We start from the raw sequence: 23,194 nt of genomic DNA, 5'->3' as shown, positions 1-23,194 counted from the left end.
CATCGAGCACAGCACCTGCTGGATTTTTCAGCGCCCGTGCGTCCATTCGTTTACAGGTTCGCTCCGACAAAAATCCACTGCCTGGATGTGTGTCTGGAGAGCCCGTGATGACTACAAAATCAAAAATCGCAACCAACCTGAGTGATTCGGCCAAGGTCGATCAGCAATCGGTTCAGCCGTTTACCCGCTCGCAAAAAATCTATGTTCAGGGCACACGCCCCGACATCCTCGTGCCGATGCGCGAAATCAGCCTGGACGTGACCCCGACCGACTTCGGCGGCGAAATCAACGCGCCAGTGGTGGTATATGACACCTCGGGCCCGTACACCGACCCCAATGTCACCATCGATGTGCGCAAAGGCCTGGGCGATGTGCGGTCGCCGTGGATCGAATCCCGTGGCGACACCGAGCGCCTGTCCGGCCTGAGCTCCAAATTCGGCCAGGAACGCCTCGCCGATCCGGAGCTGACCAAGCTGCGTTTCGCCCACGTCAACAACCCGCGTCGCGCCAAGCCGGGTGCCAACGTCAGCCAGATGCACTACGCCCGTAAAGGCATCATCACCGCCGAGATGGAATACGTCGCCATCCGCGAAAACATGAAGCTCGAAGTGGCCCGCGCCGCCGGCCTGCTGGACCAGCAACACGCCGGCCACAGCTTTGGCGCCAGCGTGCCGAAAATCATCACCCCGGAATTCGTCCGTGAAGAGATCGCCCGCGGTCGCGCGATCATTCCGGCCAACATCAACCACACCGAACTGGAACCGATGATCATCGGCCGTAACTTCCTGGTGAAGATCAACGGCAACATCGGCAACAGTGCCTTGGGTTCGTCCATCGAAGAAGAAGTGGCGAAGCTGACCTGGGGCATTCGCTGGGGTTCGGACACGGTCATGGACCTGTCCACCGGCAAGCACATCCACGAAACCCGCGAATGGATCATCCGTAACTCGCCGGTGCCGATCGGTACCGTGCCGATCTATCAGGCACTGGAGAAGGTCAATGGCGTCGCCGAAGACCTGACCTGGGAGTTGTTCCGCGACACACTGATCGAACAGGCCGAGCAGGGCGTCGACTACTTCACCATCCACGCCGGCGTGTTGCTGCGCTACGTGCCGCTGACTGCCAAGCGCGTGACCGGTATCGTCTCCCGTGGCGGTTCGATCATGGCCAAGTGGTGCCTGGCGCACCACAAGGAAAACTTCCTCTACACCCATTTCGAAGACATCTGCGAAATCATGAAGGCCTACGACGTCAGCTTCTCGCTGGGCGATGGCCTGCGTCCGGGCTCGATTGCCGACGCCAACGACGAAGCGCAATTCGGTGAGCTGGAAACCCTCGGCGAGCTGACCAAAATCGCCTGGAAGCATGACGTGCAGTGCATGATCGAAGGCCCGGGTCACGTGCCGATGCAGTTGATCAAAGAGAACATGGACAAGCAGCTGGAGTGCTGCGACGAGGCGCCGTTCTACACCCTCGGCCCACTGACCACCGACATCGCCCCAGGCTACGACCACATCACTTCCGGAATCGGTGCGGCGATGATCGGCTGGTTCGGTTGCGCCATGCTCTGCTACGTGACGCCGAAGGAACACTTGGGCCTGCCGAACAAGGATGACGTGAAGACCGGGATCATCACCTACAAGATCGCCGCTCACGCCGCCGACCTGGCCAAAGGGCATCCGGGGGCACAGATTCGCGACAACGCCTTGAGCAAGGCGCGTTTCGAATTCCGCTGGGAAGACCAGTTCAACCTGGGCCTCGATCCAGACACCGCGCGCTCGTACCACGATGAAACCCTGCCGAAGGATTCGGCCAAGGTCGCGCACTTCTGCTCCATGTGCGGGCCGAAATTCTGCTCGATGAAAATCACCCAGGAAGTCCGTGAATATGCGGCCAACCAGCGGATCGAAACCGTCGATGCCGAAGTCGCCAAGGGACTGGCGGAACAGGCTGAGCGGTTCAAGCAGGAAGGCAGTCAGCTGTACAAGAAGGTTTGATCTGACCGGCGCACTCGGGTGCGCCGCTTACCCTTGTGGCGAGGGAGCTTGCTCCCGCTCGGCTGTGAAGCAGTCGTAAAATCGGTAATCGCAACCTGACTGTCAGACCGCGGTGACTTGTTTTGGGTCTGCTTCGCAGACCAGCGGGAGCAAGCTCCCTCGCCACAAAGGGTGGTCAACACCACAACACATGTTCCTCTGAGATAACACCCTTTGAGCATTCAACCCAGCACTTACTCCCCGGATACCGCCGTGCCGACCGACAAGCGCGTCTTCGGCGGTCGGGATCTGTTTTCCCTGTGGTTCTCCCTCGGCATCGGCCTGATGGTATTGCAGACCGGCGCGTTGCTCGCGCCGGGTCTGGGCCTGTCCGGTTCATTGCTGGCGATTTTTCTCGGCACGCTGGTCGGCGTGCTGTTGCTGGCCGCTGTCGGCGTGATCGGCAGTGACACCGGCCTGTCATCGATGGCCGCGCTCAAACTCAGCCTCGGTGCAAAAGGCGCGAGCCTTCCGGCGGTGCTGAACCTGCTGCAACTGATCGGTTGGGGTTCGTTCGAAATCATCGTGATGCGCGACGCCGCCAGCCTGCTCGGCGCCCGTGCATTCAGCGAAGGCAGCCTGTGGTCGAACCCGCTGCTATGGACGCTGTTCTTCGGTGCACTGGCGACTTTGCTGGCGGTCAGCGGTCCGCTGACCTTCGTGCGCAAGATCCTGCGCAAGTGGGGCATCTGGCTGTTGCTGGCCGCGTGCATCTGGCTGACCTGGAACCTGTTCGCCAAGGCCGACCTGGCGGCGTTGTGGGCGCAGGCCGGTGATGGTTCGATGCCGTTCGCCGTGGGCTTCGACATTGCGATCGCGATGCCGCTGTCCTGGCTGCCGCTGATTGCCGACTACTCGCGCTTCGGCAAGCGTGCGAAGAATGTGTTCGGCGGTACGGCGCTGGGTTTCTTTATCGGTAACTTCTGGCTGATGAGCCTGGGCGTGGCGTACACCCTGGCGTTCGCGCCGAGTGGTGAAGTGAATGCCTTGCTGCTGGCGCTGGCCGGTGCGGGCCTGGGGATTCCGTTGCTGCTGATTCTGTTGGATGAATCAGAAAATGCCTTTGCCGATATTCATTCGGCGGCGGTGTCCAGCGGGATTCTGCTGCGCTTGAAAGTCGAGCATCTGGCCTTGGCCATCGGCGTGATCTGCACACTGATCGCTTGCCTGGCGCCATTGGCCCAGTACCAGAATTTCCTGCTGTTGATCGGTTCGGTGTTTGCGCCGCTGTTCGGCGTGGTGCTGGTGGATCACTTCATCCTGCGCAAGCGCAGTGCCCGTGTGGCATCGGCTGCCTTGCGCTGGCCGGCGTTGCTCGCCTGGCTGGGCGGGGTGAGCACTTATCACTTGCTGGCCAATCTCTATCCGGACATCGGCGCAACCCTGCCGTCGCTGGTACTGGCAGGGCTGCTGCAACTGGTGCTTGGTCGAGCCTTCAGCTACGGCCGGGAAACAGCTCAGGCTTGAGAATGCCGTTCAGGCGTGGGTAGGGGATCTTCAGTTCGACGTGGCCCAATGCGTAAGGCGCAAGGGTGCTCACTTCGTACTTGAGGATCACCCCGCCGTACGTCAACGCTACGTTCTGGGTTTTCACGAAGGGCCAGCTCTTGACGAACTCTGGCTCCTGATCGAGTTTGGTGCTGATCAGCCAGCTGTTGTGCGCCACTTGGGCCGCTTTCCAGAACGCTTCTTCCTGCCCCGGGATCACCATATCCGACAGCGTCAGCACTTTATGCTGCTGACGCGAGTAGTTGATGAAACCGCGGCCCGGCGTGCCATGCGCACCGCCGCTGTCCAGATAGCTGGACAATTCAATGATCACCAAGCCGTCATGCTGCTCACGTACCTTGGCTTGCAAGTAGCTGCTGTAGCGCGGCTCGGCACTGCTCAAAAATTGCTCGCGATAGGCCGCCAGTGTCGGCGCTACAGGGGCGTCGGGTGAGGTGCGGGTCATTTGCAGCAAACGTTTTTCGATGATGCCGTCAAGCGCAGGCTCAGCCGGGAAGTGCAGCGTATCGATGTTCACCAGCGGGCAGTCAGGGTTGGCGCAACCCGGTTTCAGCTGTTCGGAAGCGTCGCGGGTGGTTTCCAGCGGCGCCCGGTAATTGGGCTGGAAAAGACTCTGGCACGCACCCAAGGTCAGGGCGATGGCGGCCACGGAGGCGATCTTGAAAAGCGACATGGGCGTCCTTAATGAAACAGGGGAAGGCGAAAAGTTACCCGCTTCGACTCTCAACGAGGCAGTCAGTTCGCCACTAAGCTAATTAGAGTTGGTTTCGCCCTCACCGTCTATCCCGCTGACTGTAAAGGGGCTGCATCAAACATCGCGGGCGCGTTAGGATGGCGCGAAGTCGAGGTTGCAAGTAACCAAAAGGAGCCTCGTAACGGATTTGCAGTAAACGAGGATTGTCATGACTGATTTTGCCAACGCCATTCCGACCGCCGTTGATATCGTTCGGCGCGAAAAGTGCTACGAGGGCTTCTACAAGCTCGACCGCGTGCACTTGCGCCACGAATTGTTTGACGGTGGCATGAGTCGCGAGATCAATCGTGAAGTGTTCTTGCGCCACGATGCGGTGTGTGTGCTGCCTTATGATCCACTGCGCGACGAAGTGGTGCTGATCGAGCAGTTTCGCGTCGGCGCCATGGGCAAGACTGACAATCCGTGGCTGATCGAACTGGTCGCCGGTCTGATCGACAAGGATGAAATACCGGAAGAAGTTGCTCACCGCGAAGCGCAGGAGGAAGCTGGACTTGTATTCGGGGCGCTCTGGCCGATGACCAAATATTTTCCATCGCCGGGTGGCAGTAACGAGTTTGTGCACTTGTACCTGGGGCGTTGTGACAGTGCCGGGGTTGGCGGCCTGCATGGGCTGGAGGAAGAGGCTGAAGATATTCGCGTCACGGTCTGGGCTTTCGAAGATGCCCTGCAAGCCGTGCGTGACGGACGTATTGCCAACGCAGCGAGCATCATTGCCTTGCAGTGGTTGGCTTTGAACCGCGTGGAAGTGAGGGGGTTATGGTCGTAAACAAGCTGCGCGATCGCTATCGGGTTGATCTCGTGGGGCTGCAAGCTTCCTGCGAGGCCAACTACGCGCGCCTGATGCGACTGTTGCCGGACATGCGCAACGATCCGGCGGCCCGGCGCATTGCCGTGACCCAGGGTGACCAGATGCTGGGCGTGCTGGCCCTGGAAGTGCTGCAAGCCTGTCCATACACCACCACCCTGCAAGTGCGTCAGGAACACAGCCTGCCCTGGTTGCCGGTGCCGCAACTGGAAGTGCAGGTGTATCACGACGCGCGCATGGCTGAAGTTATCAGTGCCGAACATGCACGACGCTTTCGCGGCATCTATCCTTACCCGAACGCCGCGATGCATCAGCCGGACGAAAAGGCTCAACTCAATCTGTTCCTGGGGGAATGGCTGAGTCATTGCCTGGCTTGCGGACACGAGTACGCCGTTGTGCGCTAAGAGTGCTGTGTAGTTGTGAACTGCTTCCGGTTCACAGGTTTCCTCTTTTGATCGTCCCCCAGCATAATTGCGGCACTTTCCAATCCCGTGATCACGCCCTGGGAGAACGCCTTGCCGAGCGTATCCACTTTGACCACCGCCGATCCGGCGTTGCTGGTGCAACTCTCCGACAGTCATCTGTTTGCCGAGGCGGACGCGACGTTGCTGGGCATGAATACCCGCGACAGCCTGCAACAGGTGATTGAGTTGGTATTGAAGCAGCAACCGCAGATCGATCTGATGATTGCCACTGGCGATCTGTCCCAGGACGGGACGCTGGAGTCGTACCAGCTGTTTCGCGACCTGACCCGGCAGATCGATGCCCCGGCGCGCTGGATCCCCGGTAATCACGACGAGCCGCGGATCATGGCCGAGGCGGCGGTGCACAGTGCATTGCTGGAGTCGGTGGTGGACATCGGCAACTGGCGGGTGACGTTGCTCGATTCGGCGGTGCCGGGTTCGGTGCCGGGGTATTTACAGGATGAGCAGTTGCAATTGCTCGTGCGCTCGTTGAGCGAGGCGCCGCAGCGGCATCATCTGGTGTGTTTCCATCATCATCCGGTGTCGATCGGGTGTGCGTGGATGGAGCCCATTGGATTGCGCAATCCAGAGGCGTTGTTCGCGGTGCTGGATCGATTTGCGCAGGTGCGTGCGGTGCTTTGGGGGCATGTTCATCAGGAGATTGATCAAGAGCGCAACGGTGTTCGCCTGATCGCATCGCCCTCGACCTGCATCCAGTTCGAGCCGGGCAGCGACGATTTCAAGGTGAGTGAGCAGGCGCCGGGGTATCGGTGGTTGCGGCTGTTGCCCGATGGTCAGCTTGAAACTGGCGTTGAGCGCGTGACCGGGTTCGATTTCCAGATTGATTACGGCTCCAACGGCTACTGATTTCTTTGTCATTTTCAAAGGCCGAGGCGTGGCCATCGCGAGCTTGCCCGCGATGGCATTCGCTCAGGCGACATGAATCCCACGCATGTCCCCGATTCCCCCCGAGTCCCTGTAAACTCCGCCTTCTTTACCCGACGCACAGGGAGCTCAAATGTCTGGTTCGATCCTTTATATCCATGGTTTCAACAGCGCGCCGGCGTCGAAAAAGGCCTGTCAGTTGATGAATGTGATGGAGCGGCTGGGCTTGAGCGATCAGTTGCGTGTACCGGCCCTGCATCACCATCCCCGCGAGGCCATCGCTCAGCTGGAACAGGCGATTGTGGAGCTGGGGCGGCCACTGCTGGTCGGCAGCTCACTCGGCGGCTACTATGCGACTCACTTGGCCGAGCGCCATGGCTTGAAAGCCCTGTTGATCAACCCTGCCGTCAGCCCACACCGGATGTTCGACGGGTTTCTGGGGACGCAGAAAAACCTGTATACCGATGAGACCTGGGAAATGACCCACGACCACGTGACGGCCCTGGCCGAGCTGGAAGTGCCGGCGCCCCAGGATCCGCAGCGGTTTCAGGTATGGTTGCAAACTGGCGATGAAACACTGGACTATCGCCTCGCCCAGCAATATTACCGGGCCTGTGCCTTGCGCATTCAGGCCGGCGGCGACCATAGTTTCCAGGGTTTTGCCGCGCAACTGCCGACAATATTGAGTTTTGCCGGCATCGGCGCAGATTTGTATCAGGCGATCGATTTCACAGCACTGTGATCATTGCCCCCTATTTTCACTGAACACTGACGACGAGACCCCATGGCCACTCCCAGCGCTAGCTCTTATAACGCAGACGCCATCGAAGTCCTCTCGGGCCTCGACCCGGTGCGCAAACGCCCCGGCATGTACACCGACACCAGTCGGCCGAACCACCTCGCCCAGGAAGTCATCGACAACAGTGTCGACGAAGCCTTGGCCGGGCACGCGACGTCGGTGCAGGTCATCCTGCACGCCGATCACTCCCTGGAAGTCAGCGATGACGGCCGTGGCATGCCGGTGGACATTCACCCGGAAGAAGGTGTTTCGGGCGTCGAGCTGATCCTCACCAAACTCCATGCGGGCGGCAAGTTTTCCAACAAGAACTACCAGTTCTCCGGCGGTTTGCACGGGGTGGGTATTTCCGTGGTCAATGCCTTGTCGACCGAAGTCCGGGTGCGTGTCAAACGCGACGGCAACGAATACCAGATGACCTTCGCCGACGGTTACAAGAAAACCGAGCTGGAAGTAGTCGGCACCGTCGGCAAGCGCAATACCGGCACCAGCGTGTTTTTCGCACCAGACCCGAAGTATTTCGATTCGCCGAAATTCTCCATCAGCCGCCTCAAGCACGTGCTCAAGGCCAAGGCCGTTCTGTGCCCGGGGCTGCTGGTCAGTTTTGAAGACAAGGCCACCGGCGAGAAAGTCGAATGGCATTACGAAGACGGCCTGCGCTCCTACCTGGTAGACGCCGTCAGCGAATTCGAACGCCTGCCGGACGAGCCGTTCTGCGGCAGCCTGGCCGGTAACAAGGAAGCCGTCGATTGGGCGTTGCTGTGGTTGCCCGAGGGTGGCGACAGCGTTCAGGAAAGCTACGTCAACCTGATCCCGACAGCCCAGGGCGGTACTCACGTCAACGGTCTGCGTCAGGGCTTGCTCGACGCCATGCGCGAGTTCTGCGAGTTCCGCAGCCTGTTGCCGCGTGGTGTGAAGCTGGCGCCGGAAGACGTCTGGGAGCGTATCGCGTTCGTGCTGTCGATGAAGATGCAGGAACCGCAATTCTCCGGCCAGACCAAGGAGCGCCTGTCATCCCGTGAAGCGGCCGCCTTCGTTTCCGGCGTGGTCAAGGATGCTTTCAGCCTGTGGCTCAACGCCAACCCGGAAACCGGCATGTTGCTGGCCGAGCTGGCGATCAACAACGCCGGCCGTCGTCTGAAGGCCAGCAAGAAGGTCGAGCGCAAACGCATTACCCAAGGGCCGGCATTGCCGGGCAAGCTCGCCGACTGCGCCGGGCAGGACCCGATGCGTTCCGAGCTGTTCCTGGTGGAAGGTGACTCCGCAGGCGGTTCGGCCAAGCAAGCGCGGGACAAAGAATTTCAGGCGATCCTGCCGTTGCGCGGCAAGATCCTGAACACCTGGGAAGTCGACGGCAGTGAAGTACTGGCCAGCCAGGAAGTGCACAACATCGCCGTGGCGATTGGTGTCGACCCGGGCGCGGCGGACATGAGCCAGTTGCGTTACGGCAAGATCTGCATCCTCGCCGACGCCGACTCCGACGGTCTGCACATCGCCACCTTGCTCTGCGCCTTGTTCGTCCAGCATTTCCGCCCACTGGTGGAGGCTGGTCACGTCTACGTCGCCATGCCGCCGCTGTACCGTATCGACCTGGGCAAAGAAATCTACTATGCCCTCGACGAGGCCGAGCGCGACGGCATCCTCGATCGCCTGGTGGCCGAGAAGAAACGCGGCAAGCCGCAGGTCACCCGATTCAAGGGCCTGGGTGAAATGAACCCGCCACAGTTGCGCGAAACCACCATGGACCCGAACACGCGGCGTCTGGTGCAACTGACGCTGGGTGAAGATTTCGCCGAGACCTCGGAAATGATGGACATGCTGCTGGCGAAAAAACGCGCGGGCGATCGCAAGACCTGGCTGGAATCCAAAGGCAACCTGGCCGAGGTTCTGGGCTGATGCGCTTTGGCTGGGCCCTGGCGTGCGCGTTGCTGCTGACTTCGGTAACGATTTGCGCGGAACCCGCGCCAGAGCTGCGCCTGTTGTCCGAACATGCCGTCGACGGCATGCGCGGCGGCAATCTGTCGGGGCTGGCCCAGTGTGGCAAGGAGCTGTGGACCGTTTCGGATCGCGACGATGATCAAATCTATCGCCTCGACACCCGTAACCCCACCTGGCAAGCCGAAACCGTGCACATTGACGTACCCCTGGTGCCCGACACCGGTTTGCCTTGGGGCTTGCGTGCGCGGACTTGGGCGGCATCGTTCGTGCGGGGCGGGGATCTGGATTTCGAAGGCATCACCTGTGACAGCGCGGGCAATCGTTATATCGTCAGCGAAGGCCACGCCGCGGTGTTGCAAGTACCGCCAACCGGGCCTGCGTCCTGGCTGAAAATCTCGCCGATGCTGGTGCGCGAAGCGCGGGCGAGCGGCATGTTGTTGCACTTCAATGCGTTGTTCGAAGGCCTGGCGATCAATCCGGCCGGTGACACGCTGTGGCTGGCCGCCGAACGTGAGCGCCGCGGTTTGTTGCTGATCAAGCGCCAGCAAACAGTGTGGGACTGCGACGGTAGCTGTGTGCTGCTGAGTGAAGGCGGGGTGGAAATGCAGCCAGCGCAATTTCCCCACGCCAGAGCGCGCCCTCGGGATTTTTCTGATCTGTCATTGTTCGACGGCAAGCTGTTTACCCTTGAGCGCAACGCCTTTCAGATCTGTCGCCGTGATGCGGTGACGACCAAGGTCGAGCGCTGCTGGTCGTTTGCTGCCGAGGCCTTGCAGGAAAACCGTCGTTATTCACAGCCCTTTGGGCTGGCAGAAGCGTTGATCGTGGACGTCGACGGTGCCTGGATCGGTATCGACAACAACTACGGTGCGCGCGCCGACGGTGAAGTACGGCCGATTGTGTGGCGCTTTGCCGCGCCTGCAGGTGGCTGGAGTGCCAAGCCATGAGTCAGCAACCGCCGGGCAAACGCGCCGGTCGGGTGTTGATGGTGCTGGCCTGGGGCGCCGCGCTGTTTCTGGCAACGCGGTTCTTCGGTCAATGGGAGGAGCGTCAACAGAATCCCAACACCGTCGTCAGCTCTGAGCAGGGCCAGGGTTTTATCGAGGTGAAGCTGATCGGTAACAGCCAGGGGCATTTTGTCGCCACCGGCCAGATCAACGGCCAGCCCGTGGAGTTCATGCTCGATACCGGCGCAACCGATGTGTCGATCCCGGCCGAAATGGCTGAACGATTGAAACTGGAAAAAGGCTTCGGGGTGACCCTGAGCACGGCCAATGGCTTGAGTGAGGGTTATCGGACCCGCCTCGACCGGCTGCAACTGGGCGCCATCGTGCTGCGTGACGTTCGCGCGCTGGTGGCGCCCGGTTTGCACGGCAATCAAGTGCTGCTCGGCATGAGCGCACTGAACAAACTTGAATTTACCCAGCGCGGTGGCACCATGCTGCTGCGCCAGACCACGAAATAATGAGGCCCGCATGAGCGACTCCCTTGATCTCAGCCTGGACGGTGTAGAACGCCGGTCACTGGCTGACTTCACCGAAAATGCCTACCTCAACTACTCCATGTACGTGATCATGGACCGTGCCTTGCCGCATATCGGCGACGGCCTGAAACCGGTACAGCGACGCATCGTCTATGCGATGAGCGAGTTGGGGCTGGACGCCGATTCCAAGCACAAGAAGTCGGCGCGTACCGTCGGTGACGTGCTCGGTAAATTCCACCCCCACGGCGACTCGGCGTGCTACGAAGCCATGGTGCTGATGGCCCAGCCGTTCAGCTACCGCTACACGCTGGTCGACGGCCAGGGTAACTGGGGTGCGCCGGATGATCCCAAGTCCTTCGCGGCCATGCGTTACACCGAAGCGCGGCTGTCGCGTTATTCCGAAGTGCTGCTCAGCGAACTGGGCCAGGGCACGGCGGACTGGGGCCCGAACTTCGACGGCACCCTGGAAGAACCTCTGGTGTTGCCGGCCCGTTTGCCGAACATCCTGCTCAACGGCACCACCGGTATCGCCGTGGGCATGGCCACCGACGTCCCGCCGCATAACCTGCGCGAAGTCGCGACCGCTTGCGTGCGCTTGCTGGATGAACCGAAAGCCACGGTCGAGCAGCTCTGCGAACACATTCAGGGGCCGGATTATCCGACCGAAGCGGAAATCATCACGCCGCGCGCCGACCTGCTGAAAATCTACGAAACCGGTCGCGGTTCGGTGCGCATGCGCGCTGTTTACCACGTCGAAGACGGCGACATCGTCGTGACGGCGCTGCCGCACCAGGTCTCTGGTGCCAAAGTGCTGGAGCAGATTGCCGCGATGATGCAGGCCAAACCGTCGAAAGCCCCGCAGATCGCGGACTTGCGCGACGAGTCGGACCACGAGAACCCTTGCCGCATCGTGATTATTCCGGTCAACAGCCGGGTCGATCACGAAGCGCTGATGCAGCACCTGTTCGCGACCACCGAGCTGGAATCCAGCTACCGGGTCAACATCAATATCATTGGCCTCGACGGCAAGCCGCAGCTCAAGAACCTGCGTGCATTGCTGGTGGAATGGCTGGAATTCCGCGTGCGGACCGTGCGTCGACGCCTGCAATTCCGTCTGGACAAGGTCGAGCGTCGCCTGCACCTGTTGGACGGCTTGCTGATTGCCTACCTCAACCTGGATGAAGTGATCCACATCATCCGTACCGAGGAGCATCCGAAGGCCAGTCTGATCGAGCGTTTCGCCCTGAGCGAGATCCAGGCCGATTACATTCTCGACACCCGTTTGCGTCAGTTGGCGCGACTGGAAGAAATGAAGCTGCGTGCCGAGCAGGACGAACTGCTCAAGGAGCAGGCCAAGCTGCAAGCCCTGCTGGGCAGCGAAGCCAAGCTGAAGAAGCTGGTACGCAGCGAGCTGATCAAAGACGCCGAAACCTATGGCGACGACCGTCGTTCGCCAATCGTCGAGCGCGCCGAAGCCAAAGCGATGACCGAGCACGATCTGCTGCCGAACGAGAAAGTGACGGTCGTGTTGTCGGAAAAAGGCTGGGTTCGCTCCGCCAAAGGTCACGACATCGATGCTACCGGGCTGTCCTACAAGGCCGGGGATGGCTTCAAGACCTCGGCGGCCGGGCGTTCCAACCAGTTTGCGGTGTTTATCGACTCCACCGGCCGCAGTTATTCGGTTGCAACCCACACACTGCCGTCGGCCCGTGGCCAGGGTGAACCGCTGACCGGTCGTCTGACGCCGCCACCAGGGGCGAGCTTCGAATGCGTGCTGATGCCTGAAGACGATGCGCTGTACGTGATCGCATCCGACGCCGGTTACGGTTTCGTGGTCAAGGGCGAAGACCTGCAAGCCAAGAACAAGGCGGGCAAGGCCCTGTTGAGCCTGCCGAACAACGCCAAGGTCATCCTGCCGCGTCCAGTGGCCGACCGTGAACACAACTGGCTGGCCTCGGTGACCACCGAGGGTCGCCTGCTGATCTTCAAAATCAGCGATCTGCCACAATTAGGTAAAGGTAAAGGGAATAAGATCATCGGGATTCCCGGTGAGCGTGTTGCCAGTCGCGAAGAATATGTCACGGACATCGCTGTTTTGTCGGAGGGCGCCACTTTGGTGCTGCAGGCCGGCAAACGTACCTTGTCACTGAAGGCGGACGACCTTGAACACTATAAAGGTGAGCGTGGGCGTCGCGGTAACAAACTGCCACGGGGCTTCCAGAGGGTGGATGCGCTGTTCGTCGAAAACCTCAATTAAGCGTCCTAGAGCGCTCGATCTACGATTTGACGCGTAGATCGACGCTTTGGCGCTGGAGTCGGAACGCATATTCACGGATGATATGGCCTTTCAAGCGCCGGCGTAGCCGAGTGTTCTTCATATTTTTTGAGTATTTTCACTGTGGTGAGCCTTGTGGCAGCCACCTGGATGGGACGATGACTGCTCTGCGCCTTCCTTTTATTTTGATGCTCGCTGGCGTTCTTGGCCTGGCGGGTTGCAGCGTGCACCAGCCGGTGTCGCTGTATCAGCTGGACAGCGGAAGTCCGGCTCAGCCTGCGCAAAGCGCGGGCATGGCGGTATTGTTGGGCCCGGTAACGGTTGCTGATTACCTGCAACGCGAAACCTTGTTGCAGCGTCAGTCGGATGGCAGCCTTCAAGCATCGGCCGACGGTCGTTGGGCGGGCAGCCTGTCGTCGGACATCGATCAGCTGTTGCTGCGTCAGGTCGCTGGTCATCTGGACAGCCAACGCGTTGTCCTGGCACCTGCGACAGTGGGCTTCACGCCGGATGTTCAGGTTCTGCTGACCATCACCCGTCTGGACTCGGGTGTGTCGCAACCGGCGATCCTGGACGCGCAATGGCGCCTGATCGATCGTCGTGGTCAGGTGCGTGATAACCGCATCATTCATCTGCAGGAGCAGCACTCCGGCGGCACGGCGTCCCAGGTTCAGGCCCAGGGTGTGTTGCTGCAGCGTCTGGCCGAGCAACTGTCCACAGCGCTCAAGCCACTGGCCAACCAGCCACCGATCGCTGAAGCACCGCGTAAACCAGCTGCCAAACCGGCAGCACCGGCAGCAGAGCCCGAGAAACAGCCAAAGATCCCGATGGCCTCGCCGATTCGTACGGATATGGAAGTGTTCAGGTTCTGAGCCTGGATTGAGTCCAGAACAAAGCCCGCCTTGTGCGGGCTTTGTTGTTTTTGCGGGTTGGTTGTAGCAGCTCGGCAGCTGCTACAAGAGTTAAGGGGCAACAAAAAGCCCGCAGACGATCACTCACGTGCGGGCTTTGTTACAGCAGGGGTCAAGGTTTATGCCCGGCGTTCGTGCATCCGCGCCAGTTGCCGCTCCAGCATCGATGGATAAGGCTCCATCAGGCGTTCTACGCAGCACGCCCCCTCAGGGCTTGCAATCGGGCGGATCCGCGCACGCTGGCGAATCAGCGCGTCGTCGCTGATCTTGCGCTCCACCAGCAGCAGGTTGCGGCTGTGTTGCGACAGGGCCAGCGCATCCTGAGCGGTTTCGGTCAGCAGCAGGTCGATCTGGCTCAAGCTGAACAGTTCGTCGCCCAAGGTCAGGCCCAACTGCAATTGCAGGGTGATGCCGCTGTCGGCGACTTCGATCTGCAATTGATGGCCCAGGGCGCGCAGCAGCTCACCGCAGCAGATGGCGTTGGTCAGGTAGTCATCGCCGCTGTCTTCGGTGTGGAACAGCATCAGTGTGCTGCCATCGTTCAGGGTGTGCAGTTCGCTCTGGTAGAGCGACGCCGCCTGATCGAGGCAATCGCGGTAGCGTTTGAGCAGCTCTTCCAGACGTGCGCGGGGCAGGCGACGCAGTTGATCCTGCGCGCCCAGTTGTACCGCCAGTACCGCGCTGTGTTGAGGTACGTTCGATACCTGCGGCTTTGCGACGGATTTCGGCGCATTGTCTGTCGAGTCGTCACGCAGGTCGGCAAACGGATCTTCGTCGTCCTCGTCGTCTTCGACCGTGCTGACAATGCGCCGCGGCGCAGGCTTGAGACCTGCCACCGGTCGGGTTTCATCGAAGCTCGGATCACGCAGGTTGCGAACTTCGAAGGCCGGATCGGCCTCTTCGTCGTCATCGCTGTCGTCGAACTCGGGCTCTGGAACGGGCTCGGGTTCGGCCGGCTCCGGCGCGAAATTGGCGTGCAGCTGACGAGCCAGATCGCCGACTTCATCCTGACGCTCGGTGGCCGGGGTGTATTCGTCGATATTGCGCAGCCACACGCGCAATTGCAGCAGCGGCGTGGAGATATTGCGGCCCAGGCGCAGGCTCAAGGCCAGGGACAGCGCCAGCAGAATCGCGCTCAGAATGCCCATGCTTTGCAGGCTGATGGTCATCGGCTGCTGGAACTGATCCATGTCCAGGCTGATGCGCAGTTGCCCGGCGGTCACGTCCTGGAAGGTGATCTTGCTCTGGTACATGCCTTCGGCTTCGCCCAGCAGGCCGTGCTTGGGACGCTGACCGGCTTCGGCGAGGATGCGGTTATCCACGCTGTAGATGGCAGCGTGGGCCACCAGCTTGTTCTTGGTCAGGTTGTTGAGCAGCACATTCAGGCTGAGGATGTCGTTGGACACCAACAGCTCCGTGGCCGACGTAGCCGTCTGGGTAGTCAGGCTTTCGCCCAGGGCATCCGCCTGCTCGTGCATGGCCTGCTTGAACTGCAAACCCATCACGCAGGCATAGATCACCAGGGCCAGAGCGACCAGGATCACGTTATGGCTGGCAATGCGTAATGCGATCGGTACACGGCGATGACGCAGTGCCCGGAAGATCAGCAGAAAGAAGTTATCGGTTTTTACTGGCGTGGGCCGGTTCACTTGAGCTCGGCTCTTTGTCCGTGAAGTTGACGCGCAGTATAGCGACAGGCCCTAGGCCGTCAAAGCGCTCGCGGTGCCCGATGGTCACTGAAAATGGGTAGAATGCGGTTTTTTTCCACCTGCGGGGGTGCGCCTTGCGCGAAATCGTCCTGATAAACATCACGGGAGTCGACCGTCCGGGTCTGACTGCGGCCATAACCGGCGTTCTGGCCCAGGGTGGTGTGAACATTCTCGACATCGGTCAGGCGGTGATCCACGACACCCTGTCGTTCGGCATCCTGGTTGAAATTCCTGACACCGAGCAAGGCAACTCGGTGCTCAAAGACATCCTGTTCAAAGGCTATGAGCTTGAGCAACAAGTGCGTTTCACGCCGGTGTCCGAAGAGGATTACCAGCAGTGGGTCGGCAACCAGGGCAAGAAACGCCACATCGTCACCCTGTTGACCCGCAAAGTGACCGCCGAGCAATTGCAGCGTGTGAGTTCGATCACCGCCAAATACGGTCTGAACATCGACCATATCGACCGTCTGTCCGGCCGCATGCCGCTGGACACCCCGGCCGACAAGGGCAAGGGTTGCATCGAGTTTTCCGTGCGTGGCGAAGCGGCTGACCCGCAAGCGCTGCGGGCTGAATTCCTCAGCGTTGCGCAAGAGCTGAACGTCGACATCGCCTTCCAGGAAGATTCGCTGTTCCGCCGTAACCGTCGTCTGGCGGTGTTCGACATGGACTCGACGCTGATTGAAGCCGAGGTCATCGACGAACTGGCCAAGGCCGCCGGCGTTGGCGACCAGGTGTCCGCGATTACTGAGCGGGCGATGGCCGGCGAGCTGGACTTCCGCGCCAGCTTCAAGGAGCGCCTGGCCTTGCTGCAAGGGCTGGACGTCAGCGTGCTGGACTCCATCGGTGCTTCCCTGCGCCTGACCGAAGGCGCCGAAACTCTGTTCGCCGAACTCAAGCGCCTGGGCTACAAGACCGCGATTCTGTCGGGCGGCTTCACCTACTTCGCCAAGCAACTGCAGGCCAAGCTGGGCATCGACTATGTGTTCGCCAACGAACTGGAAGTGGTCGACGGCAAGGTCACCGGCGTGGCGGTCGAGCCGATTGTCGATGCACAGCGCAAGGCGGATTTGCTGCGTGAGCTGGCGCATAAAGAAGGTTTGCGTCTGGAGCAGACGATTGCCGTCGGTGACGGTGCCAACGACCTGCCGATGCTGGCGATTGCCGGGCTGGGCGTAGCGTTCCGCGCCAAACCATTGGTCAAACAATCGGCGAAGCAGGCGATTTCCACCCTTGGGCTGGATGGCGTGCTGTATCTGCTGGGCTTCCGGGATCGCGACGGGCAGCTCTGAGTTTTCGACCGTCCGGGCGCCCCCATCGCGATCTTGCTCGCGATGGGGGCGCCTCGGTCTCTGGGCCCCGCCGCTATAGCGACTTCCACAACGAATCAAATTCTTGCGCGACCCCGACCACGCCGCCTTCCGCGGCGTTTTCGTTTCTGGCTACCTCCAGCGAACGGTAGGCAAACTGATTGAAGCTGTTGGTGCTCGTCATCCGTCGCTCCAGCTCGGCCGGGCGTTCCTGGCCATTGGTGTTGATCAGCACCTTATTCCCTTCCTGGAACGGCAGGCGCGGGGTGAGCAGGGTGGCCGGCAGGTCGATGGCGCTGATGGCGGGCAGTAACAGCCCGCGCAAGTACTGGCTGTGTTCGTCGTCGGAGCGAATCAGTTGCAGGCCGCAGGGCTCGGCGTAAGGCGCAACCTGCTCGATACCCATCTGCGTGCCACCGCCCCGTACCTGGCGGATCCAGCGCACCACGGCAACGCTCCAGTCTTGACCGGCCGTATCCTCGATACCGACCATTTCGCCAGCCTGCAGTTCGGCAGGCACTGCGCCGGGCCAGGCCAGGCAATAACCGCCAGGGCTGTGATTGATCACCGGTAGCGCGTAGGTCGGGAAATGCTGTTGGCCGGACGCCTCGTGGTTGTCATGTTTCTGAAGGTGTGGATATTCGATCTCTTCGTAGGGCAGCAGCGTGTCTGCCGTGCCATGGGGGGCGGCGTCGAAGGCCTGTTTCCATTGGTCCTTGGCGCGTCCTGTCGGCTCGGTTGCCGAGAACTGCGCGGGACGGGCGCCGGGTTTTTTCAGGATGTCGTTGAACGGGCGTTTGCCACCGAGATAAAAGTGCAGGGCGCTCATGCCCACGCACAGGGTCAACGTGCCGTGGCCGACGGTGCGCTGGAAGCCGCGCTCGGAGGCCTGCCCCCAGGCGGCATGCAGGTGTTGCAGCGTATCCAGATTGAGGCCCATCGGAACCGGCAGCGGCGATGCCTTGTCGGCCGATTGTTGCAGACGGGTTTCGATGGCGGCGACCAGGGGCTGCGGGTCGATCCCCAACAAGCGCTCCTGTTGTTCGGCCGGGAACTTGGTGCGATAACGCGGGCCGCTGTCGAGGTCCGAGGCGACGGCAAACAGCCCGCTGTCCGGTTTGGCTGGTTGCAGTTTGATCCATTGGCTCCAGGGTTCCAGCACCTCGGCGAGCCGGGCGATCTGGTTCTGGCGCAGTTGATTGCAGCGTGAAGCGCCTAGCAGGAGGGCGACGACGTAGGTCTGCTCGATACTCAGGCTTTGCGTCTGGCTGGCCAGTTCATCGCGCACGCTCTGATGTTGCAGCTGATGTTCGCAGCCGATCCGGTACAGCTGATGCAGTTCCAGCCACAGCCCTTCGGGCGCCGGGCAATAGAGCTCAGTTGCGCGGATCAACGTACCGTTCAAGCAATGGACGGCACGTTGCAATGACTGGGTCAGCAGCGGCGCACGGTCTTTACTGAAGCGCGGTGCGATGCGGACGACGATCTGCTTGTAGCCGATCGCCAAGTGGCTCTGCAGCGCCTGGCAAAGGTTGGCGATTTTGCGCGAACGCTCGTCGAGCACAATGGCCTGATGCAGGAAATGCCGCTCCAGGTGCTTGCAGACGTAATACACCTCGGGCCGCAGCAATTCGAGCAATTGCAGGCGATTGTCGCTGGGTGTGAGCAACTGGTTGAGTTCGCTCAGGCCTTGATACAACTGGCGAGCGGTTTCACCGATGTTGGCTTTGGGCAGGTTGGCGATCCAGCGCTTGAGGTCGCGTGGCGTGGCTTCGCAGAAAGACAGGCGCGACTGCGTCGGGATCGGTGCGCGTAGCAGCAGGGCAGGATTGGTCTCATTCATGCCGTGGACAAACTCCGACCGTGAAATGGGCAACGAATGACTTTGACTGTAGCAGCTATGAACGCTGGAGGAGGGGGCGCAGTGGGAGGAAATGCCCGATCCCACGAAAGGCGTTCGTGGGATCGGATCGAGGGATCAGGCGGTTGGCAGGCCGATGCCCTGGCCCATCTGCACTGGCGAAAGGGCGCCCAGCCCTTCAGCCCATTTCACTTGATCCGGCCCGAACAGCACGACCGCCGTAGAACCGAGCTTGAAACGACCCAGTTCCGCACCTTTTTCCAAGTGAATCGGCGCACGGGCCGCTTCGTCGTAGCGGAAGGTTTTCAGCTCGCGTTTTGGCGGTGTGACCAAGCCAGCCCAGACGGTTTCGATCGACGCCACAATCATCGCGCCCACCAGTACCACGGCCATCGGGCCGCGTTCAGTGTCGAAAATGCACGCTACACGCTCGTTGCGGGCGAACAGTTCCGGAACGTTTTCAGCGGTGGTCTGGTTGACCGAGAAGATGCGGCCGGGGATGTAGACCATTTCGCGCAGAGTGCCGGCCAGCGGCATGTGCACACGGTGATAGTCTTTCGGCGACAGGTAAATGGTGGCGAAATCGCCGCCCATGAAGGGCGCTGCGTTGGCCGCGTCGCCACCCAGCAGTTCCAGCACGCTGAAGCTGTGGCCCTTGGCCTGGAAAACGCGACCGTGTTCGATCGGGCCGAGCTGGCTGACGGCACCGTCGGCCGGGCTGAGGATCGCGCCTGGAGTTTGATCCAGTGGGCGAGCACCGTCCTTCAGGGCGCGGGTGAAGAACGCATTGAAGTGCTCGTAAGCGGTCAGGTCTTCGACCAGCGCCTGGGACATGTCCACTTGATAACGCTTGGCGAACCAGGCGGTAAAGGCGTTCTTGAACCAGCGCACACGGCATTCGGCAATGCAGCCGGCCAGTCGCGAGAGCAAGTGATGGGGCAGCAGGTATTGGCTGAGGATAAACAAACGCTTATTCATTAACTGTCCTTGAAAAACTTAAATCTCTACGGGCGTGTCAGGGTGGTTGCCCCATTCGCCCCAGGAGCCGGCGTAGCCTTTGACCCGCGGATAACCGAGCGCCTTGGCCACCAGATAGGTGAAGCCAGAACGATGGTGTGTCTGGCAGTGGGTAATGACTTCTTTGTCTTTGGTAATGCCGAGTTGTTCCAGGATTTTCGGCATGTCGGTGCGGATGCGCAGGTTGCGCGCCTGATCCATGCCGGCGGTCCATTCGAAATTGACCGCGCCGGGGATGTGCCCGCCCTTGGCCGCCAACACTTTCTCGCCGGAGTATTCCAGCGGGCCGCGTGCGTCCCAGATCGCCAGGTCAGCAGCGCCGAGGCGGCTTTGCAGGTATTCGCGGGTGGCGACAGGTTCGTCGTGCAGGGTCAGGGCGACCGGGCCGCCGACTGCCGGCGGGATCTGGATCGACATGGGCAAGCCTTCCGCCAGCCAGGCCGGCAGGCCGCCGTCGACATAGTGATATTTGCTGTGGCCGATGACATCCAGCAGCCAGATAAAGCGCCCGGCCCAACCGCCGCCTTCGTCGTCATAGACGACATAGACTGCATCGGGGTTGTGCCCCAGTTCGCCGAACAATGCTTCAAGCGCGGCGTGGGTCGGCAACAGGCCCGGCGCAGGCGCCTGACCCAGTTGAGTGCGTTTTGGATCGACAAAGCGTGCACCGGGGATATGCCCTTCGGCATAGCGGGCGCTGCTGGTCAGGTCCACCAGAATCAGTTCGCGGGAGTCGAGACGCGGGAGCAGGTCGCTCGGTTCGATCACCAGCGCCAAGCCAGAGAAGTCAGACATGTGAGGTCTCCAGAGCACAAAGGGGAGGATTGTAGCGCAGCGTCATGAGGGCCTGTTATCAGTTATTTTGGGGCAGGAAATAACTGATAACAGGCCCTAGCGGTGGCTAAAGCTGTGCAGGGCCTTTTCGATGCATTGAGCGGTTTTGCTGAACGCTTGCACGGTGATTTCCGAGAACGGTCCGCCGCCCTGATCCGCTACCACGATCATGATCACCCGGCCGTTGTTGACCAGTGAGCGCAGCAGCAGGTGTTCGCCGCTGAACTGTGAGCGCAGGCTGGCTGGCAGCAGGGCCGAGAATTGTGCGTTGTTGGCCGGCGTCAGGCGCACCTGGGCCTGTTGCGCGAGCAGGCGTTGCAGCACGGTGCTCTGACTGACCACCAGGTTCAGGCCGGCCACTTCCTTGGGCAGCCCGGCGGTCTGGTGCACACGCAAATTGGCGTGCGTGCGATCGGCCATCAGAATCATCACCCGGCGCATGCCACACGCCACCAGGGCGTCCCGGGCCGATGTGGTCAAGTGCATGGCATTGGTAAAGCGGCTCGGCTCCACCAGCAATTCGGCGCATTGCTTGCGCCACTTCGCCAGGTCTTCGGTGGTCGGTGCCGGTGCGGGCAACAAACCGGCATGAACGCGGTGCGCACCCGGTGGCCAGATCAGCGATTCGGCCGGGTGCCAGAGGTCTGGCATGGCGTGTTGGCGAGCGCTGTTGGCGGCCTGCTGGTGCAATTGTTGTTGCACCTCATCCATCGGCATTTGCAGGTAAAGGCTGGTTAGGTACTGCCAGCGCTCGCAATGGGGGCTGTCCCAGGCCTGTTGTGCCGCCAGCGCCAGACCGTTGGCCAGCAGCACGGTATTGGCAGGCTGATTGAGCCAGCGGCGCAACGTCGGGTCGTCATCAAGGCGGTTCTGTTGGCGCAACGGGTGATCGCTGTCACGTGCGATGCGCAGGACTTTCACCAGCTCACGTTGTTCGCTGCGCAGCAGCCGATAACCTTGCTGTACCCAGATCGGCAGGCGCCAGACGTCCACCAGTGCCAGACAGATGTCCAGCAGGCGCACGCCGAACAATTGCTTTTCGACTTTGCGTGCCGACTCGCCTTTATGGATAACCCGCAGCTCCCATTCTTCAAGCAACTGCGGGTGGGTCAGCGCCATGGGCCAGAGTGGCGAAAGAAACAGCAGGCTGCCCCAGTGGATGTCCTGCCACAGTCGCGCCAGGCGACTGGCGAAAAAGCCGTTGGCCTGTTGAGTGGCGTGCTGGCTGATCAGTTGAAGCTGGCGCAGGGCGACGGGGATTTGCAATTGGGGTTCGGCGGGCAGGCGGTCGAGCAGTTCTTCGGTGCGTTTCAAACCGAGGCGATTGATCGCCACCTCAAGGTTTTCAGCAGGCTCGGTCATGCTGCCATGGGTGTGACGGTTGGCTTCGCGAATCACGCTCAAGGCCAGGGCCGGGCTTTCCTGCATCAGTTCGGCGATGTCGCGCAGGGAACTGCGGTTATCGCGGATGGCTTTGCAGACCCGGTCGTGGCTGGCTTGCGGAACCGGCAGGCGCACGCCATCGAGAAGCTTGACCCAGCCTTCAAGCGTGGTTGGTTTTGGCGTTGGGACGTTCGTTTCGTTAGCCATGTCTGGACGCGATCATCGTCTGCTTTACCTATGCCCTGAACGGGTCAAATTAGCTTTTCGCCTTAACTGGCTATAGTCTGGCGCAGTTTTGCCGATAAGTAGAAGAAGAGATTTTTTAACTTCCGAATATGACCTTGAACCCGACTCAGTAAGTGCTCTCCTACCTATGGCTAAAATTATCGGCATCATCGTCGTATTCGCGAGCGTGCTCGGCGGATACGTGCTTTCCCACGGCAAGATTGCCGCTCTCATCCAGCCTTTCGAGGTGATGATTATCGGTGGCGCGGCCCTTGGCGCCTTCCTGCAGGCCAACCCCGGCCACATGACAATGCACGTGCTCAAGAAGTCCTTGGGCATGTTCAGCTCGCGTTTCAACCACACCTTCTACCTGGAAGTGCTGGGGCTGATTTACGAGATCCTCAACAAGAGCCGTCGCGAAGGCATGATGGCGATCGAAGGCGACATCGAAGATGCCGCCGCGAGCCCGATCTTCGCCAAGTACCCGGCGGTGCTCAAAGACGAACGCATGACCGCGTTCATCTGCGATTACCTGCGCATCATGTCCTCCGGCAACATGGCTCCCCATGAGCTGGAAGGCCTGTTCGACATGGAACTCTACAGCCTCAAGGAAGACCTCGAGCACCCGTCCCACGCGGTGAACGGCATCGCCGACGCCATGCCCGGTTTCGGTATCGTCGCGGCGGTATTGGGGATCGTGGTGACCATGGCATCCCTGGGCGAAGGCGACCAGAAGTCCATCGGTCTGCACGTGGGGGCGGCACTGGTCGGTACCTTCTTCGGTATTCTCGCGGCCTACGGTTTCTTTGGTCCGCTGGCCCACTCCCTGGCTCACGATGCCAAGGAAGAACTGAACACCTACGAAGCCATCAAGGCTTCGCTGGTGGCTTCGGCTTCCGGGATGCCGCCGTCGCTGGCGGTGGAGTTCGGTCGCAAGGTTCTGTACCCGGCGCACCGTCCTAGCTTCGCTGAGCTGGAACAAGCGGTTCGCGGTCGTTAAGT

General features: G+C 60.8%; 19 protein-coding genes. 13 read left to right on the top strand and 6 right to left on the bottom strand.

Features of this window, described 5'->3' with window-relative positions:
• Positions 1-107 precede the first annotated feature (107 nt).
• Together thiC and cytX are read left to right on the top strand one after the other, a co-directional pair.
• The gene (gene thiC / locus AC07V0_RS04780) at positions 108-1,997 is read left to right on the top strand and encodes a phosphomethylpyrimidine synthase ThiC (protein ID WP_495019448.1); all 1,890 of its coding nucleotides are present in this window, start codon (positions 108-110) and stop codon (positions 1,995-1,997) included.
• A 213-nt stretch (positions 1,998-2,210) separates the two neighbouring features.
• Positions 2,211-3,503 carry a putative hydroxymethylpyrimidine transporter CytX gene (cytX, locus tag AC07V0_RS04775; protein ID WP_064616000.1) on the top strand — a complete coding sequence of 431 codons (1,293 nt, stop codon included), beginning with the start codon at positions 2,211-2,213 and terminating at the stop codon, positions 3,501-3,503.
• Here the strand turns inward: cytX and AC07V0_RS04770 are convergent.
• The gene (locus AC07V0_RS04770) at positions 3,472-4,218 is read right to left on the bottom strand and encodes an RsiV family protein (protein ID WP_064616001.1); all 747 of its coding nucleotides are present in this window, start codon (positions 4,216-4,218) and stop codon (positions 3,472-3,474) included. The genes cytX and AC07V0_RS04770 overlap by 32 nt on opposite strands.
• A gap of 229 nt (positions 4,219-4,447) precedes the next feature.
• Here AC07V0_RS04770 and AC07V0_RS04765 point away from each other — a divergent pair, with 229 nt between their 5' ends.
• The 9 genes from AC07V0_RS04765 to AC07V0_RS04725 all read left to right on the top strand — a co-directional run bounded on the left by AC07V0_RS04765 (position 4,448) and on the right by AC07V0_RS04725 (position 13,817).
• Positions 4,448-5,065: an NUDIX domain-containing protein gene (locus tag AC07V0_RS04765; protein ID WP_018928528.1), complete on the top strand. Its 618-nt coding sequence runs from the start codon at positions 4,448-4,450 to the stop codon at positions 5,063-5,065.
• Entirely contained in the window at positions 5,056-5,508 is a 453-nt protein-coding gene (locus AC07V0_RS04760) for a DUF1249 domain-containing protein (protein WP_007939629.1), read from the top strand. The genes AC07V0_RS04765 and AC07V0_RS04760 overlap by 10 nt, the downstream gene beginning before the upstream one ends.
• A gap of 111 nt (positions 5,509-5,619) precedes the next feature.
• Positions 5,620-6,435, top strand: a complete 816-nt coding sequence (gene cpdA / locus AC07V0_RS04755; RefSeq protein ID WP_064616002.1) for a 3',5'-cyclic-AMP phosphodiesterase — start codon at positions 5,620-5,622, stop codon at positions 6,433-6,435.
• A gap of 151 nt (positions 6,436-6,586) precedes the next feature.
• Positions 6,587-7,195, top strand: coding sequence for a YqiA/YcfP family alpha/beta fold hydrolase (locus AC07V0_RS04750; RefSeq protein WP_495019447.1), 609 nt, complete (start codon positions 6,587-6,589; stop codon positions 7,193-7,195).
• Positions 7,196-7,237: 42 nt separating this feature from the next.
• A complete protein-coding gene (parE, locus tag AC07V0_RS04745; protein WP_018928524.1) occupies positions 7,238-9,145 on the top strand; it encodes a DNA topoisomerase IV subunit B in 1,908 nt (635 codons plus the stop codon).
• The gene (locus AC07V0_RS04740) at positions 9,145-10,134 is read left to right on the top strand and encodes an esterase-like activity of phytase family protein (protein ID WP_495019446.1); all 990 of its coding nucleotides are present in this window, start codon (positions 9,145-9,147) and stop codon (positions 10,132-10,134) included. The genes parE and AC07V0_RS04740 overlap by 1 nt, the downstream gene beginning before the upstream one ends.
• The gene (locus AC07V0_RS04735; RefSeq protein WP_018928522.1) at positions 10,131-10,652 is read left to right on the top strand and encodes a retropepsin-like aspartic protease family protein; all 522 of its coding nucleotides are present in this window, start codon (positions 10,131-10,133) and stop codon (positions 10,650-10,652) included. The genes AC07V0_RS04740 and AC07V0_RS04735 overlap by 4 nt, the downstream gene beginning before the upstream one ends.
• A gap of 10 nt (positions 10,653-10,662) precedes the next feature.
• Positions 10,663-12,927 carry a DNA topoisomerase IV subunit A gene (gene parC / locus AC07V0_RS04730; protein ID WP_495019445.1) on the top strand — a complete coding sequence of 755 codons (2,265 nt, stop codon included), beginning with the start codon at positions 10,663-10,665 and terminating at the stop codon, positions 12,925-12,927.
• 176 nt (positions 12,928-13,103) lie between these two features.
• Entirely contained in the window at positions 13,104-13,817 is a 714-nt protein-coding gene (locus AC07V0_RS04725; RefSeq protein ID WP_495019444.1) for a PqiC family protein, read from the top strand.
• A gap of 158 nt (positions 13,818-13,975) precedes the next feature.
• Here the strand turns inward: AC07V0_RS04725 and AC07V0_RS04720 are convergent, their stop codons facing one another.
• Positions 13,976-15,505, bottom strand: coding sequence for an AhpA/YtjB family protein (locus tag AC07V0_RS04720; protein WP_495019443.1), 1,530 nt, complete (start codon positions 15,503-15,505; stop codon positions 13,976-13,978).
• A 134-nt stretch (positions 15,506-15,639) separates the two neighbouring features.
• Here AC07V0_RS04720 and serB point away from each other — a divergent pair, with 134 nt between their 5' ends.
• On the top strand, positions 15,640-16,854 hold the full coding sequence (serB, locus tag AC07V0_RS04715; RefSeq protein WP_007939616.1) for a phosphoserine phosphatase SerB: 1,215 nt from the start codon (positions 15,640-15,642) through the stop codon (positions 16,852-16,854).
• 73 nt (positions 16,855-16,927) lie between these two features.
• On the opposite strand, the gene AC07V0_RS04710 is transcribed toward serB, so the two are convergent.
• The 4 genes from AC07V0_RS04710 to AC07V0_RS04695 all read right to left on the bottom strand — a co-directional run bounded on the left by AC07V0_RS04710 (position 16,928) and on the right by AC07V0_RS04695 (position 22,174).
• Positions 16,928-18,715 (bottom strand): cyclic-di-GMP receptor FimW-related protein, encoded by a 1,788-nt coding sequence (locus tag AC07V0_RS04710; protein WP_495019442.1) that lies wholly within the window; start codon positions 18,713-18,715, stop codon positions 16,928-16,930.
• Positions 18,716-18,850: 135 nt separating this feature from the next.
• On the bottom strand, positions 18,851-19,711 hold the full coding sequence (gene asd / locus AC07V0_RS04705; RefSeq protein ID WP_007939614.1) for an archaetidylserine decarboxylase: 861 nt from the start codon (positions 19,709-19,711) through the stop codon (positions 18,851-18,853).
• 18 nt (positions 19,712-19,729) lie between these two features.
• A complete protein-coding gene (rhdA, locus tag AC07V0_RS04700) occupies positions 19,730-20,545 on the bottom strand; it encodes a thiosulfate sulfurtransferase (RefSeq protein ID WP_007939613.1) in 816 nt (271 codons plus the stop codon).
• A 96-nt stretch (positions 20,546-20,641) separates the two neighbouring features.
• Positions 20,642-22,174, bottom strand: a complete 1,533-nt coding sequence (locus tag AC07V0_RS04695; RefSeq protein ID WP_495019441.1) for an HDOD domain-containing protein — start codon at positions 22,172-22,174, stop codon at positions 20,642-20,644.
• A gap of 166 nt (positions 22,175-22,340) precedes the next feature.
• Here AC07V0_RS04695 and motA point away from each other — a divergent pair, with 166 nt between their 5' ends.
• Positions 22,341-23,192, top strand: a complete 852-nt coding sequence (motA, locus tag AC07V0_RS04690; protein WP_018928515.1) for a flagellar motor stator protein MotA — start codon at positions 22,341-22,343, stop codon at positions 23,190-23,192.
• Positions 23,193-23,194 lie beyond the last annotated feature (2 nt).

It is taken from the genome of Pseudomonas sp. GW821-FHT01E10, assembly GCF_059422365.1.
This window is presented reverse-complemented; position numbering and strand designations above follow the sequence as displayed.

Bases quoted from the DNA above. Each gene is read 5' to 3' on its own strand.
- thiC (WP_495019448.1), top strand. From the start codon at position 108: ATGACTACAAAATCAAAAATCGCAACCAACCTGAGTGATTCGGCCAAG.
- AC07V0_RS04770 (WP_064616001.1), bottom strand. From the start codon at position 4,218: ATGTCGCTTTTCAAGATCGCCTCCGTGGCCGCCATCGCCCTGACCTTG.
- AC07V0_RS04765 (WP_018928528.1), top strand. From the start codon at position 4,448: ATGACTGATTTTGCCAACGCCATTCCGACCGCCGTTGATATCGTTCGG.
- AC07V0_RS04760 (WP_007939629.1), top strand. From the start codon at position 5,056: ATGGTCGTAAACAAGCTGCGCGATCGCTATCGGGTTGATCTCGTGGGG.
- AC07V0_RS04750 (WP_495019447.1), top strand. From the start codon at position 6,587: ATGTCTGGTTCGATCCTTTATATCCATGGTTTCAACAGCGCGCCGGCG.
- parE (WP_018928524.1), top strand. From the start codon at position 7,238: ATGGCCACTCCCAGCGCTAGCTCTTATAACGCAGACGCCATCGAAGTC.
- AC07V0_RS04740 (WP_495019446.1), top strand. From the start codon at position 9,145: ATGCGCTTTGGCTGGGCCCTGGCGTGCGCGTTGCTGCTGACTTCGGTA.
- AC07V0_RS04735 (WP_018928522.1), top strand. From the start codon at position 10,131: ATGAGTCAGCAACCGCCGGGCAAACGCGCCGGTCGGGTGTTGATGGTG.
- parC (WP_495019445.1), top strand. From the start codon at position 10,663: ATGAGCGACTCCCTTGATCTCAGCCTGGACGGTGTAGAACGCCGGTCA.
- AC07V0_RS04725 (WP_495019444.1), top strand. From the start codon at position 13,104: ATGACTGCTCTGCGCCTTCCTTTTATTTTGATGCTCGCTGGCGTTCTT.
- AC07V0_RS04710 (WP_495019442.1), bottom strand. From the start codon at position 18,715: ATGAATGAGACCAATCCTGCCCTGCTGCTACGCGCACCGATCCCGACG.
- asd (WP_007939614.1), bottom strand. From the start codon at position 19,711: ATGAATAAGCGTTTGTTTATCCTCAGCCAATACCTGCTGCCCCATCAC.
- rhdA (WP_007939613.1), bottom strand. From the start codon at position 20,545: ATGTCTGACTTCTCTGGCTTGGCGCTGGTGATCGAACCGAGCGACCTG.
- AC07V0_RS04695 (WP_495019441.1), bottom strand. From the start codon at position 22,174: ATGGCTAACGAAACGAACGTCCCAACGCCAAAACCAACCACGCTTGAA.
- motA (WP_018928515.1), top strand. From the start codon at position 22,341: ATGGCTAAAATTATCGGCATCATCGTCGTATTCGCGAGCGTGCTCGGC.